Genomic DNA, 21,941 nt, shown 5'->3' with positions numbered 1-21,941 from the left:
CACCGAACGGGCCGACGCACTCACTCCGGCCCGTTCAGCCAAGCGATGGCTTTACTCTCGTCGTAAAATTTTCGGATATTATGTCCGGTGTTGCGCAGCACCGTTTCAACGAAATCATGACTGCGATCCATATGATGCACGAGCAATGCGGACCGCATCGATTTGTCGATATTGATTTCTTTGGAATCCTCGTGAGCAAAATAGAAATTTTCCGATACGCTATCAACGTTTTTCGCCCGCCGAAAGTCGAATAACACACGCTTCAGGTTTTTTTCATCGCAGTATTTCGTTACCGCAATTGCTATTTCCCTGGCCCCCTTCCGGTCGAAATCTTCATTGGCAGTGACGATAAAATACGGGCCACTAAGCACACTTTTAATGCTGAAAAACATGGAAATTCCTTGCATCAGAGACCAGGTCACCGCCCTGAATCCGATCAACTTAAAATTGACATGCAGTCTAATAGCGCAATGTATGCAAGGTTATTAAACTCAATCCTCTCTGCAGCAAAAGCCGCTCCCTTGAGTGTAGACAATCTATTGTTTCCGACAATATAGTTGGCATTCCCTTATCGTCGGCCCTAAAGCAGGGCAAGCTGACACTGAGTCTGCTGTTGCCCTGCCAGTCGATGCCTTTGAGCTGATTAGTACATTCGTGAGATCGTGACCTTTGCTACCGGGCCAGCCCACTGGTAAGCCGCCTGACTCAGCTCACCCTCCCCGTGTATACCCGGGCTGGGATACACATAGCCTTCTCCATCCTCATCCGGAGACAAACCTTCACCCCCACACGCAGGGCCGGGAATCGCACCGCACATCTCACTGTTGGGTTCACTGCCGGCATCGTAGGCATCGGCCAGATAACTGACGCTGCCAATATAGGGCAACACGACTTTATTCAGGCTAACAAAGGTGTCGTTGGTGGGCAGCAACATGGCTGCCAGACTGAAATAACCAAAACGGTTAAACCAGCCGGACGTATCGATTTCAAATGTAACGGTTTCGCCCGGCCCCAGTAGCCCTTCGGTTTGGGCAATTGAATGTACTGAGTCGTCACTTTCAAGCACGGACATCAGCGGGCCGGTGTCACCCGCTTCGGCAATATAAGCGATGCCTTCTGAAGCCGGTTCACCCAAGTTGAATAATTGCAGAGAGCGTTTATGAGTCGCCGCAAGAAACGGTGTAAAGCTGATGCCTTTGGTCAAATTGGTTACTGAAACCGTGAAGTGCATGGATTGACGATGCTTTGATTTAAGATTAGCGCGGGCATCGGATTGAGATTCTGCTTTGACGGGGGCTGCAACGGCGGCCGCAATAAAAACAGCCGCCAAAGAAAGTCCGGTTTTCATAATTTTGTTACCTCGATGTTGGATTATTTTTTTAATGCTCCTTCAGCCTAATTAGGCAACATCACACCGACATCACGAACTTATCACAACTTTGTCACGGACTTCCGAAATTCTCTCAACAGTAGCAGCGGACCACCGTTGCGGATTCTAATTTCCCTGCGCCAGATGAGTATTTAAATGAAACGTAAAACGAGTGCCACAGGATCGCTGCGAGTGAGCTTCCGTTTGGCTTTGATGATTGCTTTGCACGGTAATCTTGCTTAAATGCAAATCCAGTATCCGTTTTACAATAGCCAGACCTAACCCGGTGGACTTTAAATCTTCCTGGTCTTTATTCTGAGCATGGTAAAAACGGTCAAAAATATAAGGCAGGTCCGCCGGTGCAATACCGCTGCCATTATCGGATACCATAATACGCACTCCGTCCGGTTGTGACTGCTTTTCAATGGTAATCTGAATGGTTCCCTGTACCGGGGTATGGCGCAATGCATTTTCCAGCAGATTTTCCATCACCCGTTCCATTAAATGGATGTCCGCATAAACCTGCGCATTCTGCAGATCGCCCTCCAGCTCAAGCCGGATTTGCTTGCGCTCTGCCTTTAAACGGAAATCCTGCACGATATCCTGAATCAACTCAGCAATAGAAAATGTTTCCAAAACCGGTTGCACTGCATTACTGTCCAACTTGCTCAGCTCAAACAAGTCCGCGACTAAACGCTGCAAGCGCACACCATGATTGCGGGTAATCGTCAGATATTGTTGGCGAGTGTCCGCATCCAGTTGCGGGAACTTCAACTGCAAGGTTTCAATGTAGCCCAGCATACTGGTGAGCGGCGTCCTCAGATCGTGAGATATATTTGAGATCAACTCCCGCCGCATCGCGTCGGATTCCTGAATCTGTTTCATTTGTTGTGCAATCCGTTGCTGCATGGAATCAAACGCGCGGCTGAGCCGTTCAAGCTCGTCTTTGCGTCCGTGCAAATCCGGCTGCCGAACCGGCTCGACCGCAGAATTCCCCGATTCAAGACTGCTCTGGTAGAAGTGATCGGCTTTATCGGTCAATGCTTGCAGACGCCGGCTAAGACGGGCAAAAATCAGCAGCGCAGTAACCAAACCGAATGCAAGGCAGCCTACCAATGCCAGAGCACTTAAGCGAAATACCTGACTGCTAAAAACGCTGGACGCCAACTGCTCCTGCTTATGCCCTTCCAACACCACATAAACATAGCCTTCCAACCGATCACCCTGCCGCACTTCCGCTGCGCTGAACACCTTCTTTCTTTGGGAATTGCGCGGATCATCCCCCGCAATCGGAAAGCGGGCGTTGGCCGCAAGAAACTGTTTTACCGGTTTCAGATCCACTTTGCCTAGCACCAAAGAGCCGTCACCCAGGGCGTGACTGATAATCGTACCTTGGGGGTCGAGCAGATAAACTTCGATAGCAGGATTCACCACCATGGCGTGATGTGCCAACGTTTTTAGCGCATCAACATTGGCTACCCCTTTTGAAATCAACTGCAGCTCATTGGTCACATACATCGCCACGGAAGCGTTCAGGCGCTGCATTACCTCTTCTGAATACCGATCCATTGAACTACGGGTTAATGCCAGCACGGCGACGCCGATCAGGGCAAATAACACCACCAATGTCAAAGATAGTTTTACGTACAACCGGTTAAACATGGATACCCCGCCACAACAGATTATTGTCCGAACCGATAACCGACACCCCAAACCGTGAGAATATAGATCGGGTGCGCAGGGTCGGGTTCGATCTTGGAACGCAAACGATTGATATGGGAATTCACGGTATGTTCGTAACCGTCATGACCGTATCCCCAAACGCAATCCAATAATTGGGCACGACTGAATACCCGTCCGGGGTGACTGGCAAAGTGGAACAGCAAATCGAATTCCCGTGCTGTCAATTCCACTGCATCACCCTGTCGCCGGGCTTGTCTTTTATCCGCATCCAGCTCCAAATCCTGGTACCGGATTAGACGTTGTTGTGTGGTATCTTGCTGAACCTTCCGCATCGCTTCACAACGGCGGAAAATCGCTTTTACTCTCGCCACTAATTCCTGCACGCTAAACGGTTTGGTCAGGTAGTCGTCGGCGCCAATTTCCAGCCCTAATACCCGGTCCAGCTCTGACGATTTCGCGGTTAACATCAATATCGGCACATACGATTGCCGACTGCGCAGCTGTTTACAAATATCCAGGCCGTTCATCCCCGGCAGCCGCAAATCCAGCAAAATCAGATCCCAATCACGGGATTGCGCCAGCTTCAGCCCGTCCAGGCCATTATCAGCCAGCTCGACCTGATCACAGCATTCCAACAGGTGCAGGCGTATTAAGCGGGCGATATCCAGCTCATCCTCTATAACCAATACCGATTTGGTTTCCATTGTTTCATCCTGTGTAGGCCCGAAACCGGGGCTGAGAGAACCTTTTTACCTCAAACATGTCACAAAATCCTCACACAGCAGCAAACCACGCCCGGTTAGGTCCGACTTGTCATTTTGCACTGATCGTCGGATCATAGAGACTGTTATTTCAGGCCCACAAGAGTGCGTTCTCATGACTTATTACAGATTACTTATACTCAATATGATCGGTTTTACATTGTTGGCCAGCGGGTGCGCCACCTCACTGCGGGTCAGCACCGACTATGACGAGCAGTACTCATTTGAAAACAAGCGACAATACGCCCTAACACAACCGGACGACATAAAAACCACCCGCAACGACATCACGAAAGGCCGTATAGAGAAAGCGTTAAGAGCACAACTGAAGCTGCGTGGGTTTGTGGAAACAGACAAAGATAAAGCCGATATCTGGATCAGCTTTTTTGCGACCACAGAGGCGCAGCAGGATTATCGAACTTATAGTACCTATAACTCGTTCTACGGTTATGGCGGCTGTTATCGCTGTTTCTATGCGCCAATGATGATGAGCAGCACCGAAGTCGTGGAATACACCAAAGGCACATTGATGATTGATGTTATCGATCCCGCTACCAACACATTAAAATGGCGCGGCTCCACCAGCAGTAAAATCACCACCACCGCAGCCGACAGCATGACGGTAACGGAACGCACAGAGAAAGCGTCAGCAGCAGTCGCGGCTATCCTGGCAAATTACCCGCCCGGAGTCACGCCACCAACCGCCGAGGAAAACTAGACGGGTTGTCTTTAAAGCAAGCTGCTTACAGCATCTCTGTCAGCAGCACACCAATGCCCAGACGTTCAACCCGGTGATTATAATCAATCATGCTCTCACCGTAGCCATTGAAATACTGCACCAGCCCGCGTAAACGACCCCACAACGGAAAACTGGCATTTAATTCCACGGCACCGTAATTCGGTGAGTTCATATTATTACGCAACATCAACGAGAACTCGTATTCATTCTGCTCCCAGGTACCGGTCAACTCAAAGTAACCCATGTATTTATAAATGTCCGGATTATCATCCCCTGAGGCCTGCAATGGGTCCTCTTTCTCATCTTCGGGCAGGCGGTACCACGGTCTGAATTGAATCAGATAATTGTCTTTAGCGTAGATATAATTTAGAAACACCTTATTCCAACTGCGGCTCAGCAACTGGGTGCGGCCATTCGATTGGTGCTCAAGACCCACGGCTAAAAACGTATCGGCACCCGTAAAACTGGACGTTAACGGCGTTAAGTAAAAGAATTCGGGGTTGTAATTGGTCTCACGGAACGGCGCTGAAATATCGTCGTTGTATACCTGCCAGAAAGCGGTGAGGGTAAATGCAAAATAGATCGCATCCCCACTGAAAAACAGATCTTCATAATTTAGCGGTACTTTCAGGCTGACCTGTAATTTGGCTTCGGCATTATCAATTTCACCGAATTCCGATGCAGCGCTGTAGGCCTGCTGATTGGGTTCCTTCATATAGGTGTAGGGCAAAATGTAATTGCTGCGGTGTGGCGTGATGACAAACGGATTCCATTCTGTTCGCTGCTCCATCGCCATGCGCTTTTTCGCTTCAGACACGTCTGGTTGGGCCTCCTGCACGGCTTCCAGATGCTCGGCCTGATCCGGCTTATCGGCATTTTCCAGCGCCTCCACCTGCATCTGCTCGCACTCCGCCTTCATCTCCCCTACGGTCATTGTGGGAATAGCCGTCTTCAATTGCTCCTGCATACATTCTGCCAAAGGCTGAGCGTATGCCGTCCCCGTCAACGTGCTTATCACCACTGCCCAACCGAATTTGTTTAGTACCCGTAGCATTGTCCCACCTAAGCCGACTTGTCTTTGTGGTGCACACAATAGCCCAGCGTATTTGGCCTTTTCAAGCAAATTCGAAAACTCCCCCTATACTAATAAACATGACGCAACCAAAAGAAATTGCGCCGGATCTGCAGGAAGGTATAGACCGCAAGTTACTGAAACAATTAAGAGAACGCTTCTTAGAGGTCAATCACGGTCGTTTGGAGCGGATGCTGTCTACGCTGAGCGTGCGGCACCGTATGTTCCTGGAGTCACTGCCGCTACTACTACATATCAACCACCCATCATTACCGGGCTACGTTTCAGGTAGCACACCGAATGGTGTGTGCGGCTTCACCCCCAACAAAGCCAACCTGCGTGCCGCCAGCAGCATTTCCCGAAGTTTTGCCTACCGCAAACGCCCACTGCAGCAAGAACGAATTTTCAGTATCTTCTTAATGGGCAGCACCGGCACCGTTGCCCATTCGGATACCAGTGATATGGATATCTGGATCTGCTATGACCCGGCCTTAAGCCAGGGAGCCGTTGATGAGTTGCAGGACAAGTTACATGGCATTGAAGTCTGGGCTGACTCCATCGGCTTGGAAGTGCATTTCTTTTTGATGGATCCAATCAAGTTCCGCAACGGTGTGCGCAGCGATTTGTCCGGTGAAGACTGTGGCAGCGCCCAGCACTACCTGTTGCTGGATGAGTTTTATCGCACCAGCATCATGGTGGCCGGTCGCTATCCTTTATGGTGGATGATCCCGGCCTACGATGAAAACAGATACACAGAAATTGCCGACATGCTGCTTAGGAAGCGCTTTTTAAAGCCTGACGACTGTGTTGACTTCGGCGGTATCTCCGATTTTCCAGCTGGAGAGTTTATCGGCGCCGGTATGTGGCAACTGTATAAGGGCATTGATTCGCCTTATAAATCCGTTATCAAAATAGTGCTAACGGAAGTCTACGCCAGCGAATACCCCAATGTAGAAAGCCTGAGCATCGTCTATAAAAAGAAAGTGTATGCCGGCAACCTGGACCTGGATGAACTTGATCCTTATGTAATGCTGTACCGTAAAATCGAGAATTATTTGATCGAACGTAAGGAGCTACGGCGCCTTGAGCTGATCCGCCACTGTTTCTATTTCAAGGTCAATGAAAGTCTTAGCCGAACCCCCAATCAGGTTATGACCAATTGGCGACGTCAAGTGATGCTGCGCCTGGTGCGGGAGTGGGGCTGGAACGAGAATTACATTCAGCAACTGGATGATCGACGCTATTGGAAAGTAAACCGCGTCAGCATGGAACGCCAGGAGCTGGTACAGGAGCTAAACCACAGCTATCGCTTTCTCTCCAGTTTTGCGCGTGAAAATAACATCGAAGCCTTAATCAAACAGGAAGACATGAACATTCTGGGGCGGAAGCTGTACGCCGCATTCGAGCGCAAAGGAGGCAAAATCGAACTGGTTAACCCTGGTATTACAGCCAGCCTGGTAGAAGAACATTTATCGTTTCATTACGTGCGCGATGAAGAACATGGCATCAATAATTACTGGGCGGTGTTTTCAGGTTATCTCAAAGAGCGCGAAGCCCGTGGTCGCGAGCCAACCAAGAAAGGCCGTAGTATTATCGAATTAATCTCCTGGTGCTATTTCAATAAACTGCTGGATCAAACCACTCGCTTATCGGTAGAAGACAACGACACCGATATGACTGAGCACGAATTACAACAAACCGTACAATCTTTCTTTCAGATTCACGGTGAAACGCTGCCTTACGCACCGCAGCAAAATTTTGATCACTCCGCGTTTCCCACCAAAATCACCCTGTATATCAATGCCGGTATCGACCCGATGCGGCCCATGACCCTAAAAGGCATCCACCGCCTGTCGGATCAAAGTGACGCACTCAGTTACAGCGCCTTTCATCACAACCTGGCCATCACCGTCGATCAGGTGACTTTTAATAGCTGGGGTGAAATTATTTGCAGTCACTACTCCGGGGAAAACGCGCTCATCGATTGCCTGGTTCATTATATGCGCCAAATCCCCCCCGATGGTTCGATTCCGTTGCCGCGACTGGACGTTCGCTGCTACTGCCCCAGCCGCGCCAGCGCCATCGCACTGCGAGTGGAAGAATTATTTCGGGATATAATCTCATGCTATTACAGTGGCACCCGTAGCCTGGACACCCGTTACATTCTGGAAATCGAACAGTTTATTTATATGCTGCAGTTCCGCCGTAACACACCTTATGTGCGGGGAATGCGCAATTATAAAGACCTGATTGAAGCGCTGGGCGAGTCGCAACCCCAATACAGCCAAATCGTCGTGGACCGTAATGCCTTGGTGAAACACCCCTTGCGCATGGTGGCCAAGATGGGGGCGCCGGGCCGTATTCAAGCGTTCTATCAAAGCAATGGTGATCAGGCCGATATATTTATACACGACGAACTGGGGTCTATTTTCTTTACCCAGAAAAACTATTTTGATGAAAAAACCGTACTTAACCCGATTCGGCATTTTCTGGAAAACATACAACTCAGGCGCAGCACGCTGGACCGCAAGGACGACATCCCTTCACAAAAAGTGGCCTATTACTACATCTCCCGTAACCGTCGTGGCGATATGCAAACCAGGCGCAAAGAATTTAAAGCCCTGGAGCATGACGAGGAGCATCACAGTATTCAAGCCATTGCCCAGACCGGCACCTTTGGCGATGTGTTCTACACCATCTATTGTGACAACCAGGAATTCTCGCAACTGGAGTACGGTGATGCGTTGTTTGCCGCCGTGGCCGGTTACATCGCATCCCTGCGACGCAACCGTGAACAATACCCCTGCTACATCACTGACCTGGACCTCAGTCAGCTGGACTTACCCCAGGGCGAGCAACTGCAAACCGTTCAGTTTCTACAGCACAAAGAAAAGCTGGAAAGCGCAATCAACTCCGCCTTGCGACTGGCGTGAGTAAGGCCCTGCCGGCTTACTTCATTTGTCCGATCTGTTGTTTCGCTCGCTGTAACGCCGGACGCGAACTGATTTCACCGTACCAACGTTGAATATGCTGGTAAGGCCCGAGATCGACACTGGTGATCTCCGAGGTATTGAGCAGCGGAAAGGCAAAGGTATCAGCAATACTGAAACGGCTACCACCCAGGAAGGCTTTCTTTGCCAGAATGTCGTCGATCACCGGTAATTGTTTATCCAGCCACCCCTTGGCTTCGGCCAATACCGCCTGATCCGGTTGCTGTTTCATCATTGGCATTACGATTTCCTGCCAGAAGAATGCACCCAGCCATCGGCCTATGTGGGTTTGCATCAAATCCATAACCTGATCGATTTGCGCGGCTGCCACCGGGTCCTGAGAATACAATTGCTGACCACTGCAATTTGCCATATACCGGCAGATACTGGCACTCTCGATAAACGTATTACCGTTGTGCTCCAGGGCCGGAATCTTTCCCAATGGATGAATTGCCAGATAGTCCGGGTGCCGGTTTTCGCCTTTCGCCAGATCCACCGGGTGGAATTGGTATTCCAGGCCCAATTCCTCGGCAGTGAAAACCACTTTAAGCGGGTTAAAAGTGCCGAATCCGTATATGTTGTACATTGTCGTTCGCTCCATGTTTATCGCTGGCCAATGAAACCGTTACTTGCATTATACAAGCTGAATTGAAGGCTACTTCCATCGATTGCATTTTGCAAGTAATATGACGCCTTTCATCAATCGGGACGGCCCATGGCTTCAAAAAAAGAGCATAGAATGCGCTCCGAATGTCCGATCGCCTGTGGGTTGGATATCGTCGGCGATCACTGGACGCTGCTTATTGTGCGGGATTTGCTGATTTTCGGACGCCATGAATACAACGAGCTGCTGCAAGGGAACGAAGGCATCGCCAGCAATATACTCAGTGACCGTCTGCAGAAACTGCAGAATAATGACATCGTCCGCTCCATCCCCCATCCGCAGAACAAGCGCCGCAAGCTGTATTACCTCACCGGGCGCGGCAAGGATCTGATCGGGCTGATTATGGCAATCGGCGATTGGACCCAAAAGCATCTCGGCAAACCGGTGCGGCTGCCCGTCAGTCACCCGGCTGCCGCAAGCGCGAGCCCGGAACAATTTAAGGAGCGGGTGCTGCATACGCTGCAACAATGGGAAATTGAATACGGCATTCACTGACAGTCAAATCGTTTAAACCCGGCATTCGCGCCCGACCCCGGCGCTGGGTATAATGGCGCAAATTTTACCACTCACGGAACCCTGAAATGCTTAACTTCGCTACAAGGCTCGCACTACTGGCCTTCGGCATATGGTTGATTTCTGCATGTGGCCAAAAGGGGCCGCTGTACATGCCCAATAACCCGCCTCCGACAAAAGCTGAGAAGCTGTGCCCGACCTGTGCTGCGATACACGCTGATTCGAAAGCTGATGCGGCAGCAACCAACGATGAGAAGCCGGGTGATTCATCCGAAGTCCTGCACGACAGCCAGCAAGAATCCCGTGAGACAACGCCAGATGAGATCACTGAATGAGCCAATTTCACTACCAGAACCAAACGCTTTTCGCTGAACAGGTTGCCGTTAACCGCATCGCAGATGCCGTAGGCAGTCCTTGTTACGTCTATTCCAGGCAAGCCCTGGAAAACCACTGGCAGGCGTTCGACGAAGCCTTTGGCACGCATCCACACCTGATCTGCTACGCAGTCAAAGCTAACTCCAACCTAGCGGTGCTAAACGTGCTGGCGCAACAAGGCGCGGGCTTCGATATCGTATCTCAAGGAGAACTGGAGCGGGTACTCAAGGCGGGCGGCGATGCAGGCAAAGTGGTCTTTTCCGGAGTCGGAAAATTACCGGAAGAAATGCGCCGCGCGCTGCAAGTGGGGGTCTACTGCTTTAACGTGGAATCCGAAGCCGAACTGGAAACACTCAATGGGGTAGCGGGTGAGATGGGCAAAATCGCGCCGGTTTCCCTGCGCGTAAACCCGGATGTCGATGCTCAGACCCACCCCTATATTTCCACCGGCCTGAAAGAAAACAAATTCGGTATCGACATCGACCGCGCCATTACTGTATTCGAACGCGCGGCGGAATTACCCAACATTAAAGTCACCGGCATTGATTGCCATATCGGCTCTCAGCTCACCTCCGTGACCCCGTTTATGGATGCGCTGGACCGATTGCTGGATCGCATCGACGAACTCGGCGCCAAAGGCATTCAGCTGGAACATATGGATATCGGTGGTGGTCTCGGTGTGCGTTACCGCGATGAACAGCCGCCGACTCCCGGCGACTACGTCAGTGCTTTGCTGGAAAAACTGGGGTCGCGCAAGATCAAAATACTGATGGAACCAGGCCGGGCTATCGCTGCTAACGCCGGTATTATGCTCACCCGAGTGTTACTCCTGAAATCCACCGAGGCGAAACACTTTGCGGTGGTGGATGGGGCAATGAACGATCTGATCCGGCCTTCACTGTACAGTGCCTGGCAAAACATCATCCCGGTGACCCCCCGCGCAGGGCAAACACAATCCTACGATATTGTGGGGCCGGTATGTGAAACCGGAGATTTCCTGGGTAAAGACCGTGAACTGTCCATTGCGCCAGGAGATTTACTGGCGATCTGTTCCGCCGGAGCCTATGGTTTTGTAATGAGTTCGAATTACAACTCCCGCAACCGGGCTGCCGAAGTCATGGTGGACGGAGACGCTTTTTATACGGTACGGCGGCGGGAAACCTACGAAGATCAACTTGCCCTTGAATCTCTGGTACCCTGAGCCTTATGAAACTGGAATTTACCAAAATGCACGGCCTGGGTAATGACTTTATGGTGATCAACCAGGTCACCCAGAATATACAGCTCAACAGCGATCAGATACGGCGTTTGTCGGACCGCCATACTGGCGTGGGCTTCGATCAGCTTTTGTTAGTCTCGCCGCCGACCTCGCCGGATGTTGATTTCACTTACCGTATTTTTAATGCTGACGGCAGCGAAGTGGAACAGTGCGGAAACGGAGCCCGCTGCTTTGCCCGTTTTGTGCGGGACAAGGGCCTGACCTATAAAGACGTGATTCCCGTTAAAACCAATACCGGTAAAATTGAATTGCGCCTACTCAGTGGGAACCTGGTTACCGTCGATATGGGCGCACCGGTTTTTGAGCCGGATCGAATTCCACTGCAAGCTGAAAAACGCCATCCAAAATATAAATTCAATGTGGAAAGCAACATCATTGAACTGGCCTGCCTGTCCATGGGCAATCCCCACGGCGTATTGCAGGTATTTGATGTGGACAGCGCGCCGGTCAACGAGCTTGGGCCGAAACTGGAGGCCCACCCCCGCTTTCCGAACAAAGCCAACATTGGCTTTTGCCAGGTGGTCGACCGGCAGAATATTCGTTTGCGCGTTTACGAACGGGGGGTCGGAGAAACCCGTGCGTGCGGTACCGGCGCCTGCGCTGCTGCAGTTGCGTCAATAGCTGCTAATCTTGTTGATAATAACGTCACTGTCAGCTTGCCGGGGGGTGAGCTGCAAATCGAATGGCAAGGTGAAGGCCACCCGGTACTGATGACCGGTCCGGCTACCACCGTGTACGATGGAACCTACTTTCTATGACTGAATCAACTGCAGAACGACAACAACAAGAAATTGAACTGACCGCTGCCGACGTCGCAAATTACCTGCGCAGCCACTCTGACTTTTTTGTCAATCGACCCGACATTCTTTACGACATGGAGCTGCCCCACGCGCCCGCCAATGCGGCGTCGTTGTTGGAACGTCAGGCCAGCGTTCTGCGCTCTCGCAACACCGAGCTGCGCCACAAACTCAACGAGCTGGTGGGCATAGCCCGCGACAATGATAAATTGTTCGGCCAAATTAAAAACCTTGGCCTAAGCCTGCTGGAAGCCAACAGTCTGAACGAATTGGGTGCCAATCTGAAACAAGTATTGGCGCTGGAATTCGAGCTTGAGCATGCCAATCTGTTTGTCTATAAATCCGCTGCAACGCCTGCAACCCACATCACCCTGAGCAGTCCGCGGGATCTTCAGGTATCGTTGCGGGATTTGCTGCGCGGCAATCGCATAATCTGCACCACACTCCGTAAAACGGAAATGTCTTTTCTATTTCCGGGTTACTCCCAAAGTGAGGGCTCGGCCATTCTGATCCCGTTGCATTACAATCAGGATTTAGGGCTACTTGCCATTGGCAGCACCGATCCGGGCCATTTTAATTCCAATATGGACACCGCATTTGCCCGCTACATCGGCGATATACTGAGCCGACGCCTGCTCCACCTGCTGGCCTAATCCGCATGCCCATGCTGCAAGCAAGCATTGACCGGTATCTCAATCACTTGCAGCTGCAGCGCATGCTGTCTGAACACACCGTTCTGGCTTATCGCCGGGATCTTCAACACCTGGTTGAATTTGCCAACAAACAATCCCTCCCTGACGTGAATGAAATTACACCGCAACACATTCGCATGCTGGTTGCAGAACGTCACCGCAAAGGCAGTAAGAGCAAAAGTTTGCAACGACTGCTGGCCAGCCTGCGCGGACTCTATCGCTATTTGATACAAAACAAGCAGGCGCAGCACAATCCCGCTCAAGGTATTCGGGCACCCAAAGGGGAAAAGAGACTACCGCACACGCTGGATGTGGATCAGGTACAACAACTAATGCAAATTGATGAACGCGATCCGTTGTCGATCCGGGATCGTGCCATCCTGGAATTATTTTACTCCTCCGGCTTACGTTTAAGTGAGTTGCTGCAACTAAAAATAGAACATCTGGATTGGTCCGAGGCCACCGTGAGAGTATTGGGAAAAGGCAATAAAGAGCGAGTGGTTCCGGTTGGGCGTTTGGCTCTACAAGCTTTGCAAGACTGGCTCGCACTCAGGGATCAGTTCGCACCGCAAGACACCAGCCTATTTGTCAGCAAGCGTGGCACACCACTGCACCCGTCCACCGTGCAGAAACGATTTAAACAGTGGGGTATTAAGCAGGGCATCGACCGAAACCTGCACCCACACCTATTGCGCCATTCTTTCGCCAGTCATATTCTGGAATCCAGCGGTGATCTGCGCAGCGTGCAGGAATTACTGGGCCACGCCGACATTTCCACCACCCAAATTTATACCCACCTGGATTTTCAACACCTGGCCAATGTGTATGACCAGGCCCACCCACGAGCCAAGAAACGCGATGATTAAACTACTCACCTTCGATCTGGACAATACGCTATGGGAAATTGACCCGGTTATTATCGAAGCAGAAAAAGCCATGCGTAACTGGGTCCAACAGCATGTACCGGAAGCCGTTGCACTGTTGGAAATGGATCAGTTAAAAGGCACCTACAAGCGGGTACTGGAGCAATTCCCCGACGTGCGTAATCACCCAACCAACATGCGCAAGAAACTGTTATACGAAGTGTTTATTCAGGCTCGGCTTGAACATGCCCACGCCCTGGAAATGTCCGATAAAGCGTTTGCGGTGTTTTATAAAGGGCGCAATCAGATAACGCTGTTCCATCAGGCAGAGCAAATATTAAAAACCCTGAGTGACCAATACCCGCTGATCGCCCTCACCAACGGTAACGCGAACCTGGAAATGATCGGCATTGAAGGCTATTTTCAAGCCCACTTCTCATCGGAAACCGAAGGTAAACCCAAACCGCACCGTGCCATGTTTTTACGCGCACTCAGTACACTGGGAGTCCGTCCCGAACAGACCATACATATCGGAGACAACCCCGAAGAGGATATAGAGGCCGCCGGGGTGTTAGGGTTTCACACCATCTGGTTTAACGAGAATCAACGCCTTCCTGCTGACCGCTGTCAGCCCAGCGTTGAAATCCACTCTCTTGATCAATTACCGGAAGCAGTACACCGCATTGCCGCTCTGTCGTTGAATTGACACCGTCCCACCCTATTTGCGTTTGTCCCCCTGGCCATCATACAATGAGATCCATTCTCATTTACTCAAACCAATCAGGAACACGACGTGTCAGGTATCGAAGTAACCCGGCAGACCGAAATCCATAACCTGTATAACAACCATCACCGTTGGCTGCGCGCCTGGATTCGCTCGCGTTTTGACTGTTCGGAAACCGCCGCGGATCTGGCTCAGGATACCTTTATCCGCATTCTGCAAAAAGAGACTATCCCGCAACCACAAAGCCCGCGCCCCTATCTCAGCAGCATTGCACGCAACCTTCTGATAGATCTGTTTCGGCGCCGCAGCATCGAGCGCGCCTACCTGGACACGCTGGCGCTGCAGCCGGAAGCAGTCCATATTTCACCGGAAGCCCGTCACACTATTATTGAAACCCTGGTGCAAATTGATAGCTTATTGGATGACATGGGCGAACGTCCTAGAGAGGTTTTTCTACTGGCGCAGATAGACGGTTTGAGTTTCGTAGCCATTAGCCGTCGACTGGGCATATCCGTCAATACGGTACGTAAGCACTTTATCCGGGCGATGAGCCAATGCCTGTTGCTGGTCGGGGATGACTGATGGCGAATGTTCACCCCACCATTATTGAAGCCGCCGCGACCTGGTATGTAGACTTGCAAAATGCAGGCACCGACGAGTCCGCACATCAAGCCCATCAGCAATGGTTGCTCGCTCACCCCCAGCACCGGCAAGCCTGGGCCCGGGTGGAAAAACTGCAACACACGCTCAGCCAGTTGGAAGGCGATAGCAGCACATTGCGCAACGCCCGCAATAATCGCCGGCAAACGATCAAAGCGCTAAGCCTCCTCCTCATGGTTGGCGGTACAGGGCTGGCGTGGCAGCAAAAAGACGGTATTGAAAGACTCACCGCGCAGTATCACACCAATACCGGCGAATTGCGCACCCTTGCTCTGGCTGATGGCGGTGAACTTTTACTCAACACCAACAGCCATGTCGACATCAACTACAGTACAACCCAACGTGAGATTAGGCTCCATGGCGGCGAAATCCTGGTCACCACCGCCCAGGATGCCCTCAACCGCCCATTTATCGTTCGAACCCGTCACGGCCGTGTCCGCGCCTTGGGCACCCGATTCAGCGTGCGCGATGTCAACGATCAAACCCGAGTGGACGTTTACGAACAGGCTGTGGAAATTCAGCCAGCCGACTCAACAACATCCGCCTTACGCCTGGAAGCGGGCCAGCGTTCAGAATTTACCCGGCAACACATTCCTTCCCCCTACCCCCTGCCCGCCAACAGCGATGCCTGGCGACAAAAACTGTTGATTGTGAGTGACTGGCCGTTACCGCAGTTTCTGACCGAATTGTCCCGCTACCGGACCGGCCACCTGGGCTGCAATGATGCCGCAACCGGGCTGCGTATCTCCGGCGCCTTTAACCTCACCAACACCAGCGCCGTGTTGGATAATCTGGCCAATACCCTACCGATCAAAATTCGCTACTTCACCCGCTATTGGGTCCAGGTTGAGTTAGCGTAGCCACAACATCCTACTCCGGCTCAAAAAACAAATATTTTTGCTCAAGGGGTTGTCGATTTCGATTCTCATTCGACTTGATACAGAGACGCGACTTTACAGCGCACAAAATAACCCGAAGGAATTGAGCAAATGAAGCCGACACCCACTACGCTAGCGCTGAGTATTACTCTGCTGCTTCCTATTGCAACCCTACCCCGAGCAGGGCTAGCTCAACCAGAAACGCCACCGAAGCAACTCGATACACCCCAAACAGTGGCGCTGTCCATCCCCGCCAGCTCGCTCGAAGCGGCACTGGTCCGGTTTTCCACACAAACCGGGATCACCGTTTCCTTTACACCGGAAATAGTAGAAGGACAGCAGGCCCAGGGCTTGACCGGCTCTTTCACACCGAGCGAGGCCCTGGAACGGTTATTAGCGAGCAGCGGATTGCAAGCACAATGGCTGGGCACTGCGTGCGAATTTTGCAACCGAACAAGGTGACGCCTACAACGCCAGCGAAATCGACCGTAGCGTCGCCTCCATTGCACTGGATAAGCAATTCGGTAGCTCGTTGCTGTGGCAAACCACATTGGTTTATGAAGACAGCAACAATACCGGCGAACCTTTTCAGTTTTACCTCGACCGCTACGATGTCTCCGGCAGTGGCGGCCGCTTGCCCACGCCAACCTACGATTACGACAATATGAACGTGGATAACGCCTACTACAAGTCCGAAACACTGCTGGCTTCGACCGGTTTCGAATGGCACCTGGACGACCAATGGATGCTGCGTTACCAGCTTGGTTTTTCGCGCAAAGATCACAGCTCAAACAAAGCGTTTGCGGATCTATTAAACGCGGCAGGCGACTACAGCGGAGCCATCTATAACTTTGCCGGCCGACTTGACACATTCTTCACCCAGGCGATGTTGCAAGCCACACTATCAGCGCTCGGAATGAAGCATGAACTCGTCGCCGGTCTGGGTTTGCAGCGCAACAAAACCCAATACAGCGACTTCGACTATCGTGCGGATGAATTCCCGGGCAACATCTATGAACCCGAGCCATATCGGGTGCTCCACACACCTGATTTCGCTCTCAATGCAGCCCGACCCGAAATAGTCCAGCGCAGCGCTTTTGTCAGCGACACCGTCCACTTTAGCGAACGTTGGCAGGCCATTGCCGGCCTGCGTTTCACCGACTACGAAAACAAGCCTGATTACCAAACCCGTGAGCTCAGTCCGACGCTGGCGCTCATCTATAAGCCGGACTTACAAACCAGCCTTTACGCCAGTTACGTCGAAGGATTGGAGCCGGGCAGTCGTGTCGCAGACCGTTACGCCAATGCCGGCGAAGTGCTGGATGCAACCGTTTCCAAGCAGACCGAATTCGGCTTCAAGCGGCAACAGGACGCGTTGGATTACAGCGCTGCGATTTTCCGGATTGATCGCGTCAATGAGACGGACATCACCAGAGATGCTGATCTCTATCTCACCCTGGATGGGCTGGTACAGTATCAAGGCGCCGAAATGTCCGCGGCCTATCAATTTACCCGTAATCTTAATATGGGTCTGGGTGCCACCTATCTTGACGCCACTATTGAAAAAACGTCCTCCGACAGTGCGGACCTGGAAGGCAACACACCCGGCAACGCGCCCGAATGGCAGGTGGTCGGCACCGCACAATACTCCATACCGAATATCCCCAGCCTATCTGTACACGGTGCAGTGCGGTATTTTGGTGACACCTATATCAGTGACGACAACCTATTGTCCGTACCGGGTCGCACCGTGGTCAACGCAGGTTTTAGCTACGATTTTGATATGCAAGGCAAAGCCTGGACGCTGGTCGGCAACATCAACAACCTGTTTAACGAAGAGTACTGGGCCAGCGGAGGATACACTGCGGGTAATATCGGCGAGGCACGCAATGCATCGTTAACGCTGAAGGTTCTGCTCTAACCTTAGCAGGCAGGTCTGCGTCTGCGTATATGGTTTTCGTGAAAACACCAGTAATCCATATGCACCATGAGGAAACTGCACGATCAATGGACGCTTTTGACCAAGGAGAAATAAAAAAGCCCCGGATAACCGGGGCTAAAAAGAATTAACAAAAATATATTCAACAAGAGTAAAGGCTTAAAACTGTTTAGATCGGGCGGCTACCATAATTGGATTCAGGCCTGCGTGGTGGATCCATTCGCACGTTACGATCAATCTGCTTGATTTGACCACCGCTAGTTAAATAACGTTCCATGTCCTGTTGCAATTTCTGACGCTCCGCATCCCTGGAGCTCAACGAACGATCGCGTCCGTCGTCATAGGTGATCATACCGGCGTCTTTAGAGCGGCTGGAAGAATCACCGGATTGTTCATCATTTGTATCGTGATTTTCATCGTAGTCAGACATGTTTGAGTCCTCAAAAATAATACCAACGTCAAGAGGTATCACTATTTATAGTCGACGCAGAACAGTTTGCTAATTTATTTTTGATTTTTTCAATTGCGTTTTTTTCTATCAAATTAACGATCTATGATGATTTTTTCTAATTAACTTAGGATTCAAACCTTTGGCTATCAATGTTGCGCCTCTTATGTCGAATAGAACACAAAACGATTGATTTTTATGCTTATTTTCTTATAAGGGCACCATTGAGCGTCACAATGAGACGGCGGCTGCCCGCGTGGTTGCGATGTTCGCAAAGGTAGATTCCTTGCCACAGGCCTAACGCCAATTCACCTTTTTGCACAGGTACCGTAAGACTGCTATCCAGCAAACTGTGCTTGATATGCGCCGGCATATCACGGATACGGATGATGTGTCCATATGGCCTCGCCCTTAACCCCACACAGCTCATGGCCAGTGTCCAATAGCACCTGTCCACATCTTAAAACGCCTGTATGGACTCAACTGTCCATACCTTCAGAAGTATACATCTTGTGTTGGAACCCCCGAACTCCTGACTCTTTCAAAATGTCATCAACCTTAGCTAACTCTAAGGCCGTACGCATAACATCAAAAGGATCATGAGAATTAAGTATTCCCATCTTCTTGCCTGCTTCCATGGCCCATATTGGAATCTTCGTCTCGAGGACATTATTCAGATCCGGGTGCCTCTTCTTCAAATATGCAACTATTGACGAATAAAATATGTACTGCCTGGCATTGGCATCAGGGTGAACAGAGCCTTTTGCTCCTAAAGACATCTGCTGTAAAAGTGCTGACAGTGACGTTAATGCATAAACCACAAACTCATATACAGCCAAACGGTTCGGAAACCGGATATGACTTCCCATTCCATCGTTTCCCAAAGCTCCTTCCAAGAACGCCATTAGAAACTCGACTGATTGACGATCAGCTTCAGCTTCAAACGCGTACCGAACCATCAAATATTTTTTAGCAATTTCATTTTCATCAGGAAACTCATTCAAAGCCTCTGAACTATTTTTTGACCTGAGAAAGTCAGTATGCCCAAGGTAAATATGAGAGAGCTCATGAAGAATTATTGCATAGCTACAAAGATAATATGCAAAATCAGCAATTAACCTCTTTCGCCCATCTTTCCTTAAATTTTTATCCCTGATTTTGATACTCTTTAACCATGGCAAAAAGTCATAATCTGTTTCAAAAATCCGAGAGGCTAGCCATACGTGATATGACAAACCTGCCGACATTTCAACGTAGTATGTTCGTAACCGGTCATTCCACCACGTAGTTGCCAACTCAACGAACTACCTGAATTAGATATCCTTAACTATGGTCAGCATGCCCGGCGGTAATTTCCACCGGCGCTTATCTTCTGATAACACCACCACAGTCTTGCGATTTTTCTTGATGACGACACCGAATATCCTGCCTTCATCCGTTTTGAAGGAGACCTGGTTACCGATATGCATCTGAGCCAGTACGTTTTGATCTTGCTTCGCCCTTAAATAATCAATGCGCTCACAGATGATTTCATTCAGTTCCAGTAATTGTTCAATGGTCATGTCATTGATCAGCATTGCGGGCCTCATTGGATTTGTAAAGCGGGCAACGCAGTGGTTTACCTGCAAACTTTTCTTTCCAGATTCGGGGTGTTAATTCAATGATCTGGCTTGCCGGGTGTTGGCTGACACGCTGGAGCACATCAATCAAATAGGTTTGCGGATTGATGTCGTGCAGTTTGCAGGTGCTGATCAGGCTTTGGATCAGGCCAACGTGCTCTGCACCCAACTCGGTCCAGCAGAACAGCCAGTTCTTTCTTCCCATCGGGATGGTACGGATTTCTCGTTCCAGATGATTGGTATCTAACGGGACATCCGGATCAGCTAAAAACACACGCAGTTGGGTTTCCCGGGCCATCACATAGTTAAGTGCTTTGGTTAAGGGGTGTTTGGGTGTCAGATCATGACGCTGGCATTGTGTCTGGCACCAGGTAAAAAAGCCATCCACGACAGGCTTACTGTGCTCGAGTCGGTATTGATGCTTTTTATCGCCGGTGAGCTTTTGTTCCTGAATCGCCCGTTCGACCTGATATAACCCGCCGATCTGGTTCAGCGCCTGTGCCACCGCCGGCGGATCGCGTTCTTGCGCCTCAACGAAGTAACGACGACTGTGTACCCAGCACTGTGCGTGAGTGACGTCTTGGGTTTTCTCTGCATAACGGGCATAAGCACTGTGACCGTCGGTGATCAGGGTGCCGTTGAATTGGCTTTTCAGGGTGTTTTCAATATGCTGTCGGCCACGGCTTTCGCTGTAGGTAAATACCACTTCATCATCTTCGCCATAAAGGGGCCAGAACCAACCTTGCTTGAGCTTGCCCTTGTGTTGTCGCCCGGCTTTAATCGGCGTTTCGTCCATAGCCAACACCCGGCTAAGCAGAATATGCCGGCATTGCGCTTCGACAATGGGGCGCAGCAATTCTATCGAGCGTTTAACCCAGTTGGTTAAGGACGATCGGGCTACGATGATGCCCTGTTGCGCCATTCTCTGGTGTTGCCGATACAGGGGTAGATGGTATTGGAACTTATCCACCAGCAATCCGGCTAGCAGACTGACGTCGGCAATGCTGCGCTCCAACACCTGATCCGGCAACGCGGCGGTCTGGATGGATTGGTCTGCCTTGTGCTTAAACACCGGCATTTCATAACGCAAGACCACATAGCTGGCCGATTGCTGGGCCAGTTTAAAGGTAATGTGAGTGTCGATAATCTCGTATTGATCAGCGTCAGAACCGGACAGCTCGGGAGGCATCACCGCAATGACCTCCACCGGGACGTCTTCACTAAATCGTAAACCCGTATCAGTGGCACAATCGTCCGAGCGCTGCTTTTTGGCTTTACCTCGTTTGAAGGACGAGACGGTGACGGTGTCTTCCGGTTCAGGCAGGGTTTGGGTGGGCTCACCCAGCAGGTTGATCTGGTCCGGCGCATCAACAATACGCTTCTCGGATTTACGACCAAATAGCTGACGCTCGAACCAGGCCACGCGATCTTTTAGATACCGGACTTCTTCATGCAGCAACGCGACTTCTGCCTCAGTAGAAGCCGGTGTAGATTCAGGTTGTGATGGCGCGTGATTGGCCGAACTGGATGGGGAATTCATGGGGTTGGATTATACCAACCGGAACCCTAAGCTGCATGAATATAACGCTTATATTGGCGACTTTTTTTGACCTCCAGCCCATCCAATAACAATTTCAAATGGGTCCAGCTCAACATTTTTTTATTAGCACCGGAAGCGCGGAAATTGAATTGTCCTTGTTCCAGGCGCTTGAACCAGATACAAAATCCGGCGCCGTCAAAATACAACACCTTAAGAGTAACCGCTCATTCTACCGCGTTCTTTCCCCATCCGAAATCGCGCGATAGGCTAACTCCATCTGATCACTGATGGAGTCATATCAATGCCAACCCAAAAATACATTCGACGATCCGCCGC

25 protein-coding genes and 1 pseudogene are annotated in these 21,941 nt (G+C 50.8%); 14 read left to right on the top strand and 12 right to left on the bottom strand.

The genetic code is table 11. From position 1 onward, the window contains the following. Positions 1-20 precede the first annotated feature (20 nt). The 4 genes from FT643_RS18120 to FT643_RS18105 form a co-directional block, all read right to left on the bottom strand. Positions 21-392: a hypothetical protein gene (locus FT643_RS18120; RefSeq protein ID WP_156872830.1), complete on the bottom strand. Its 372-nt coding sequence runs from the start codon at positions 390-392 to the stop codon at positions 21-23. A 251-nt stretch (positions 393-643) separates the two neighbouring features. Then, positions 644-1,348: a spondin domain-containing protein gene (locus FT643_RS18115; RefSeq protein WP_232340327.1), complete on the bottom strand. Its 705-nt coding sequence runs from the start codon at positions 1,346-1,348 to the stop codon at positions 644-646. A gap of 147 nt (positions 1,349-1,495) precedes the next feature. Continuing rightward, a complete protein-coding gene (locus FT643_RS18110) occupies positions 1,496-3,031 on the bottom strand; it encodes a sensor histidine kinase (protein WP_156872829.1) in 1,536 nt (511 codons plus the stop codon). Positions 3,032-3,051: 20 nt separating this feature from the next. Then, positions 3,052-3,756, bottom strand: a complete 705-nt coding sequence (locus tag FT643_RS18105; protein ID WP_156872828.1) for a response regulator transcription factor — start codon at positions 3,754-3,756, stop codon at positions 3,052-3,054. A gap of 172 nt (positions 3,757-3,928) precedes the next feature. On the opposite strand from FT643_RS18105, the gene FT643_RS18100 reads away from it, so the two are divergent. Further along, on the top strand, positions 3,929-4,531 hold the full coding sequence (locus tag FT643_RS18100) for a DUF4136 domain-containing protein (RefSeq protein ID WP_156872827.1): 603 nt from the start codon (positions 3,929-3,931) through the stop codon (positions 4,529-4,531). 25 nt (positions 4,532-4,556) lie between these two features. Here the strand turns inward: FT643_RS18100 and FT643_RS18095 are convergent, their stop codons facing one another. After that, complete coding sequence (locus FT643_RS18095) at positions 4,557-5,606, bottom strand: phospholipase A (protein WP_156872826.1); 1,050 nt, start codon at positions 5,604-5,606, stop codon at positions 4,557-4,559. Positions 5,607-5,704: 98 nt separating this feature from the next. On the opposite strand from FT643_RS18095, the gene FT643_RS18090 reads away from it, so the two are divergent. After that, on the top strand, positions 5,705-8,557 hold the full coding sequence (locus FT643_RS18090) for a class I adenylate cyclase (RefSeq protein WP_198043665.1): 2,853 nt from the start codon (positions 5,705-5,707) through the stop codon (positions 8,555-8,557). 16 nt (positions 8,558-8,573) lie between these two features. Here FT643_RS18090 and FT643_RS18085 read toward each other — a convergent pair whose 3' ends face one another. Beyond that, positions 8,574-9,200, bottom strand: coding sequence for a glutathione S-transferase family protein (locus tag FT643_RS18085; protein WP_198043664.1), 627 nt, complete (start codon positions 9,198-9,200; stop codon positions 8,574-8,576). A 129-nt stretch (positions 9,201-9,329) separates the two neighbouring features. Here FT643_RS18085 and FT643_RS18080 point away from each other — a divergent pair, with 129 nt between their 5' ends. The 12 genes and pseudogenes from FT643_RS18080 (at position 9,330) to FT643_RS18030 (ending at position 17,980) form a co-directional block, all read left to right on the top strand. Next, the gene (locus tag FT643_RS18080) at positions 9,330-9,773 is read left to right on the top strand and encodes a winged helix-turn-helix transcriptional regulator (RefSeq protein WP_156872823.1); all 444 of its coding nucleotides are present in this window, start codon (positions 9,330-9,332) and stop codon (positions 9,771-9,773) included. An 86-nt stretch (positions 9,774-9,859) separates the two neighbouring features. After that, a pseudogene (gene lptM, locus FT643_RS24100) lies at positions 9,860-9,943 on the top strand (LPS translocon maturation chaperone LptM); the annotation flags it as partial. Next, the gene (locus tag FT643_RS18075; RefSeq protein ID WP_232340315.1) at positions 9,944-10,126 is read left to right on the top strand and encodes a hypothetical protein; all 183 of its coding nucleotides are present in this window, start codon (positions 9,944-9,946) and stop codon (positions 10,124-10,126) included. Beyond that, positions 10,123-11,367, top strand: a complete 1,245-nt coding sequence (gene lysA, locus FT643_RS18070) for a diaminopimelate decarboxylase (RefSeq protein ID WP_156872821.1) — start codon at positions 10,123-10,125, stop codon at positions 11,365-11,367. The genes FT643_RS18075 and lysA overlap by 4 nt, the downstream gene beginning before the upstream one ends. Before the next feature lie 5 nt (positions 11,368-11,372). Next, entirely contained in the window at positions 11,373-12,203 is an 831-nt protein-coding gene (dapF, locus tag FT643_RS18065; protein ID WP_156872820.1) for a diaminopimelate epimerase, read from the top strand. Continuing rightward, positions 12,200-12,895: a DUF484 family protein gene (locus FT643_RS18060; RefSeq protein ID WP_156872819.1), complete on the top strand. Its 696-nt coding sequence runs from the start codon at positions 12,200-12,202 to the stop codon at positions 12,893-12,895. The genes dapF and FT643_RS18060 overlap by 4 nt, the downstream gene beginning before the upstream one ends. A 14-nt stretch (positions 12,896-12,909) precedes the next feature. Continuing rightward, on the top strand, positions 12,910-13,800 hold the full coding sequence (xerC, locus tag FT643_RS18055; protein ID WP_305047360.1) for a tyrosine recombinase XerC: 891 nt from the start codon (positions 12,910-12,912) through the stop codon (positions 13,798-13,800). Next, positions 13,793-14,503, top strand: a complete 711-nt coding sequence (locus FT643_RS18050; protein WP_198043663.1) for an HAD family hydrolase — start codon at positions 13,793-13,795, stop codon at positions 14,501-14,503. The genes xerC and FT643_RS18050 overlap by 8 nt, the downstream gene beginning before the upstream one ends. An 87-nt stretch (positions 14,504-14,590) precedes the next feature. Continuing rightward, complete coding sequence (locus FT643_RS18045; RefSeq protein ID WP_317622061.1) at positions 14,591-15,103, top strand: sigma-70 family RNA polymerase sigma factor; 513 nt, start codon at positions 14,591-14,593, stop codon at positions 15,101-15,103. Next, complete coding sequence (locus tag FT643_RS18040) at positions 15,103-16,041, top strand: FecR domain-containing protein (protein WP_156872816.1); 939 nt, start codon at positions 15,103-15,105, stop codon at positions 16,039-16,041. The genes FT643_RS18045 and FT643_RS18040 overlap by 1 nt, the downstream gene beginning before the upstream one ends. A gap of 129 nt (positions 16,042-16,170) precedes the next feature. Beyond that, entirely contained in the window at positions 16,171-16,521 is a 351-nt protein-coding gene (locus FT643_RS18035; protein WP_156872815.1) for an STN domain-containing protein, read from the top strand. Between the two features lie 70 nt (positions 16,522-16,591). After that, the gene (locus FT643_RS18030; protein WP_198043662.1) at positions 16,592-17,980 is read left to right on the top strand and encodes a TonB-dependent receptor; all 1,389 of its coding nucleotides are present in this window, start codon (positions 16,592-16,594) and stop codon (positions 17,978-17,980) included. Positions 17,981-18,167: 187 nt separating this feature from the next. Here FT643_RS18030 and FT643_RS18025 read toward each other — a convergent pair whose 3' ends face one another. From FT643_RS18025 to tnpB, 6 genes are all read right to left on the bottom strand, one after another. Further along, complete coding sequence (locus FT643_RS18025; RefSeq protein WP_156872813.1) at positions 18,168-18,428, bottom strand: hypothetical protein; 261 nt, start codon at positions 18,426-18,428, stop codon at positions 18,168-18,170. Between the two features lie 220 nt (positions 18,429-18,648). Then, positions 18,649-18,876 carry a YjbQ family protein gene (locus FT643_RS18020; RefSeq protein WP_156872911.1) on the bottom strand — a complete coding sequence of 76 codons (228 nt, stop codon included), beginning with the start codon at positions 18,874-18,876 and terminating at the stop codon, positions 18,649-18,651. 49 nt (positions 18,877-18,925) lie between these two features. After that, the gene (locus tag FT643_RS18015) at positions 18,926-19,741 is read right to left on the bottom strand and encodes a hypothetical protein (RefSeq protein WP_156872812.1); all 816 of its coding nucleotides are present in this window, start codon (positions 19,739-19,741) and stop codon (positions 18,926-18,928) included. Positions 19,742-19,759: 18 nt separating this feature from the next. Then, entirely contained in the window at positions 19,760-20,023 is a 264-nt protein-coding gene (locus FT643_RS18010; protein WP_156872811.1) for a transposase, read from the bottom strand. Then, positions 20,010-21,605: an IS66 family transposase gene (gene tnpC, locus FT643_RS18005; protein ID WP_198043661.1), complete on the bottom strand. Its 1,596-nt coding sequence runs from the start codon at positions 21,603-21,605 to the stop codon at positions 20,010-20,012. Before tnpC ends, FT643_RS18010 begins: the two co-directional genes overlap by 14 nt. Before the next feature lie 26 nt (positions 21,606-21,631). Beyond that, a complete protein-coding gene (gene tnpB, locus FT643_RS24095) occupies positions 21,632-21,814 on the bottom strand; it encodes an IS66 family insertion sequence element accessory protein TnpB (protein ID WP_411267818.1) in 183 nt (60 codons plus the stop codon). Between the last annotated feature and the right edge of the window lie 127 nt (positions 21,815-21,941).

The sequence above is a fragment of the Ketobacter sp. MCCC 1A13808 genome (assembly GCF_009746715.1).
Taxonomy (GTDB): domain Bacteria; phylum Pseudomonadota; class Gammaproteobacteria; order Pseudomonadales; family Ketobacteraceae; genus Ketobacter.
This window is presented reverse-complemented; position numbering and strand designations above follow the sequence as displayed.

What these genes read in the sequence shown, in the direction of transcription:
- FT643_RS18100 (WP_156872827.1), top strand. Translation starts at nt 3,929, where the DNA reads ATGACTTATTACAGATTACTTATACTCAATATGATCGGTTTTACATTG.
- FT643_RS18095 (WP_156872826.1), bottom strand. Translation starts at nt 5,606, where the DNA reads ATGCTACGGGTACTAAACAAATTCGGTTGGGCAGTGGTGATAAGCACG.
- FT643_RS18025 (WP_156872813.1), bottom strand. Translation starts at nt 18,428, where the DNA reads ATGTCTGACTACGATGAAAATCACGATACAAATGATGAACAATCCGGT.
- FT643_RS18090 (WP_198043665.1), top strand. Translation starts at nt 5,705, where the DNA reads ATGACGCAACCAAAAGAAATTGCGCCGGATCTGCAGGAAGGTATAGAC.
- lysA (WP_156872821.1), top strand. Translation starts at nt 10,123, where the DNA reads ATGAGCCAATTTCACTACCAGAACCAAACGCTTTTCGCTGAACAGGTT.
- FT643_RS18010 (WP_156872811.1), bottom strand. Translation starts at nt 20,023, where the DNA reads ATGCTGATCAATGACATGACCATTGAACAATTACTGGAACTGAATGAA.
- FT643_RS18035 (WP_156872815.1), top strand. Translation starts at nt 16,171, where the DNA reads ATGAAGCCGACACCCACTACGCTAGCGCTGAGTATTACTCTGCTGCTT.
- FT643_RS18020 (WP_156872911.1), bottom strand. Translation starts at nt 18,876, where the DNA reads ATGAGCTGTGTGGGGTTAAGGGCGAGGCCATATGGACACATCATCCGT.
- FT643_RS18050 (WP_198043663.1), top strand. Translation starts at nt 13,793, where the DNA reads ATGATTAAACTACTCACCTTCGATCTGGACAATACGCTATGGGAAATT.
- FT643_RS18105 (WP_156872828.1), bottom strand. Translation starts at nt 3,756, where the DNA reads ATGGAAACCAAATCGGTATTGGTTATAGAGGATGAGCTGGATATCGCC.
- FT643_RS18110 (WP_156872829.1), bottom strand. Translation starts at nt 3,031, where the DNA reads ATGTTTAACCGGTTGTACGTAAAACTATCTTTGACATTGGTGGTGTTA.
- FT643_RS18040 (WP_156872816.1), top strand. Translation starts at nt 15,103, where the DNA reads ATGGCGAATGTTCACCCCACCATTATTGAAGCCGCCGCGACCTGGTAT.
- FT643_RS18060 (WP_156872819.1), top strand. Translation starts at nt 12,200, where the DNA reads ATGACTGAATCAACTGCAGAACGACAACAACAAGAAATTGAACTGACC.
- FT643_RS18075 (WP_232340315.1), top strand. Translation starts at nt 9,944, where the DNA reads ATGCCCAATAACCCGCCTCCGACAAAAGCTGAGAAGCTGTGCCCGACC.
- FT643_RS18120 (WP_156872830.1), bottom strand. Translation starts at nt 392, where the DNA reads ATGTTTTTCAGCATTAAAAGTGTGCTTAGTGGCCCGTATTTTATCGTC.
- dapF (WP_156872820.1), top strand. Translation starts at nt 11,373, where the DNA reads ATGAAACTGGAATTTACCAAAATGCACGGCCTGGGTAATGACTTTATG.
- FT643_RS18115 (WP_232340327.1), bottom strand. Translation starts at nt 1,348, where the DNA reads ATGAAAACCGGACTTTCTTTGGCGGCTGTTTTTATTGCGGCCGCCGTT.
- FT643_RS18085 (WP_198043664.1), bottom strand. Translation starts at nt 9,200, where the DNA reads ATGTACAACATATACGGATTCGGCACTTTTAACCCGCTTAAAGTGGTT.
- tnpC (WP_198043661.1), bottom strand. Translation starts at nt 21,605, where the DNA reads ATGAATTCCCCATCCAGTTCGGCCAATCACGCGCCATCACAACCTGAA.
- FT643_RS18080 (WP_156872823.1), top strand. Translation starts at nt 9,330, where the DNA reads ATGGCTTCAAAAAAAGAGCATAGAATGCGCTCCGAATGTCCGATCGCC.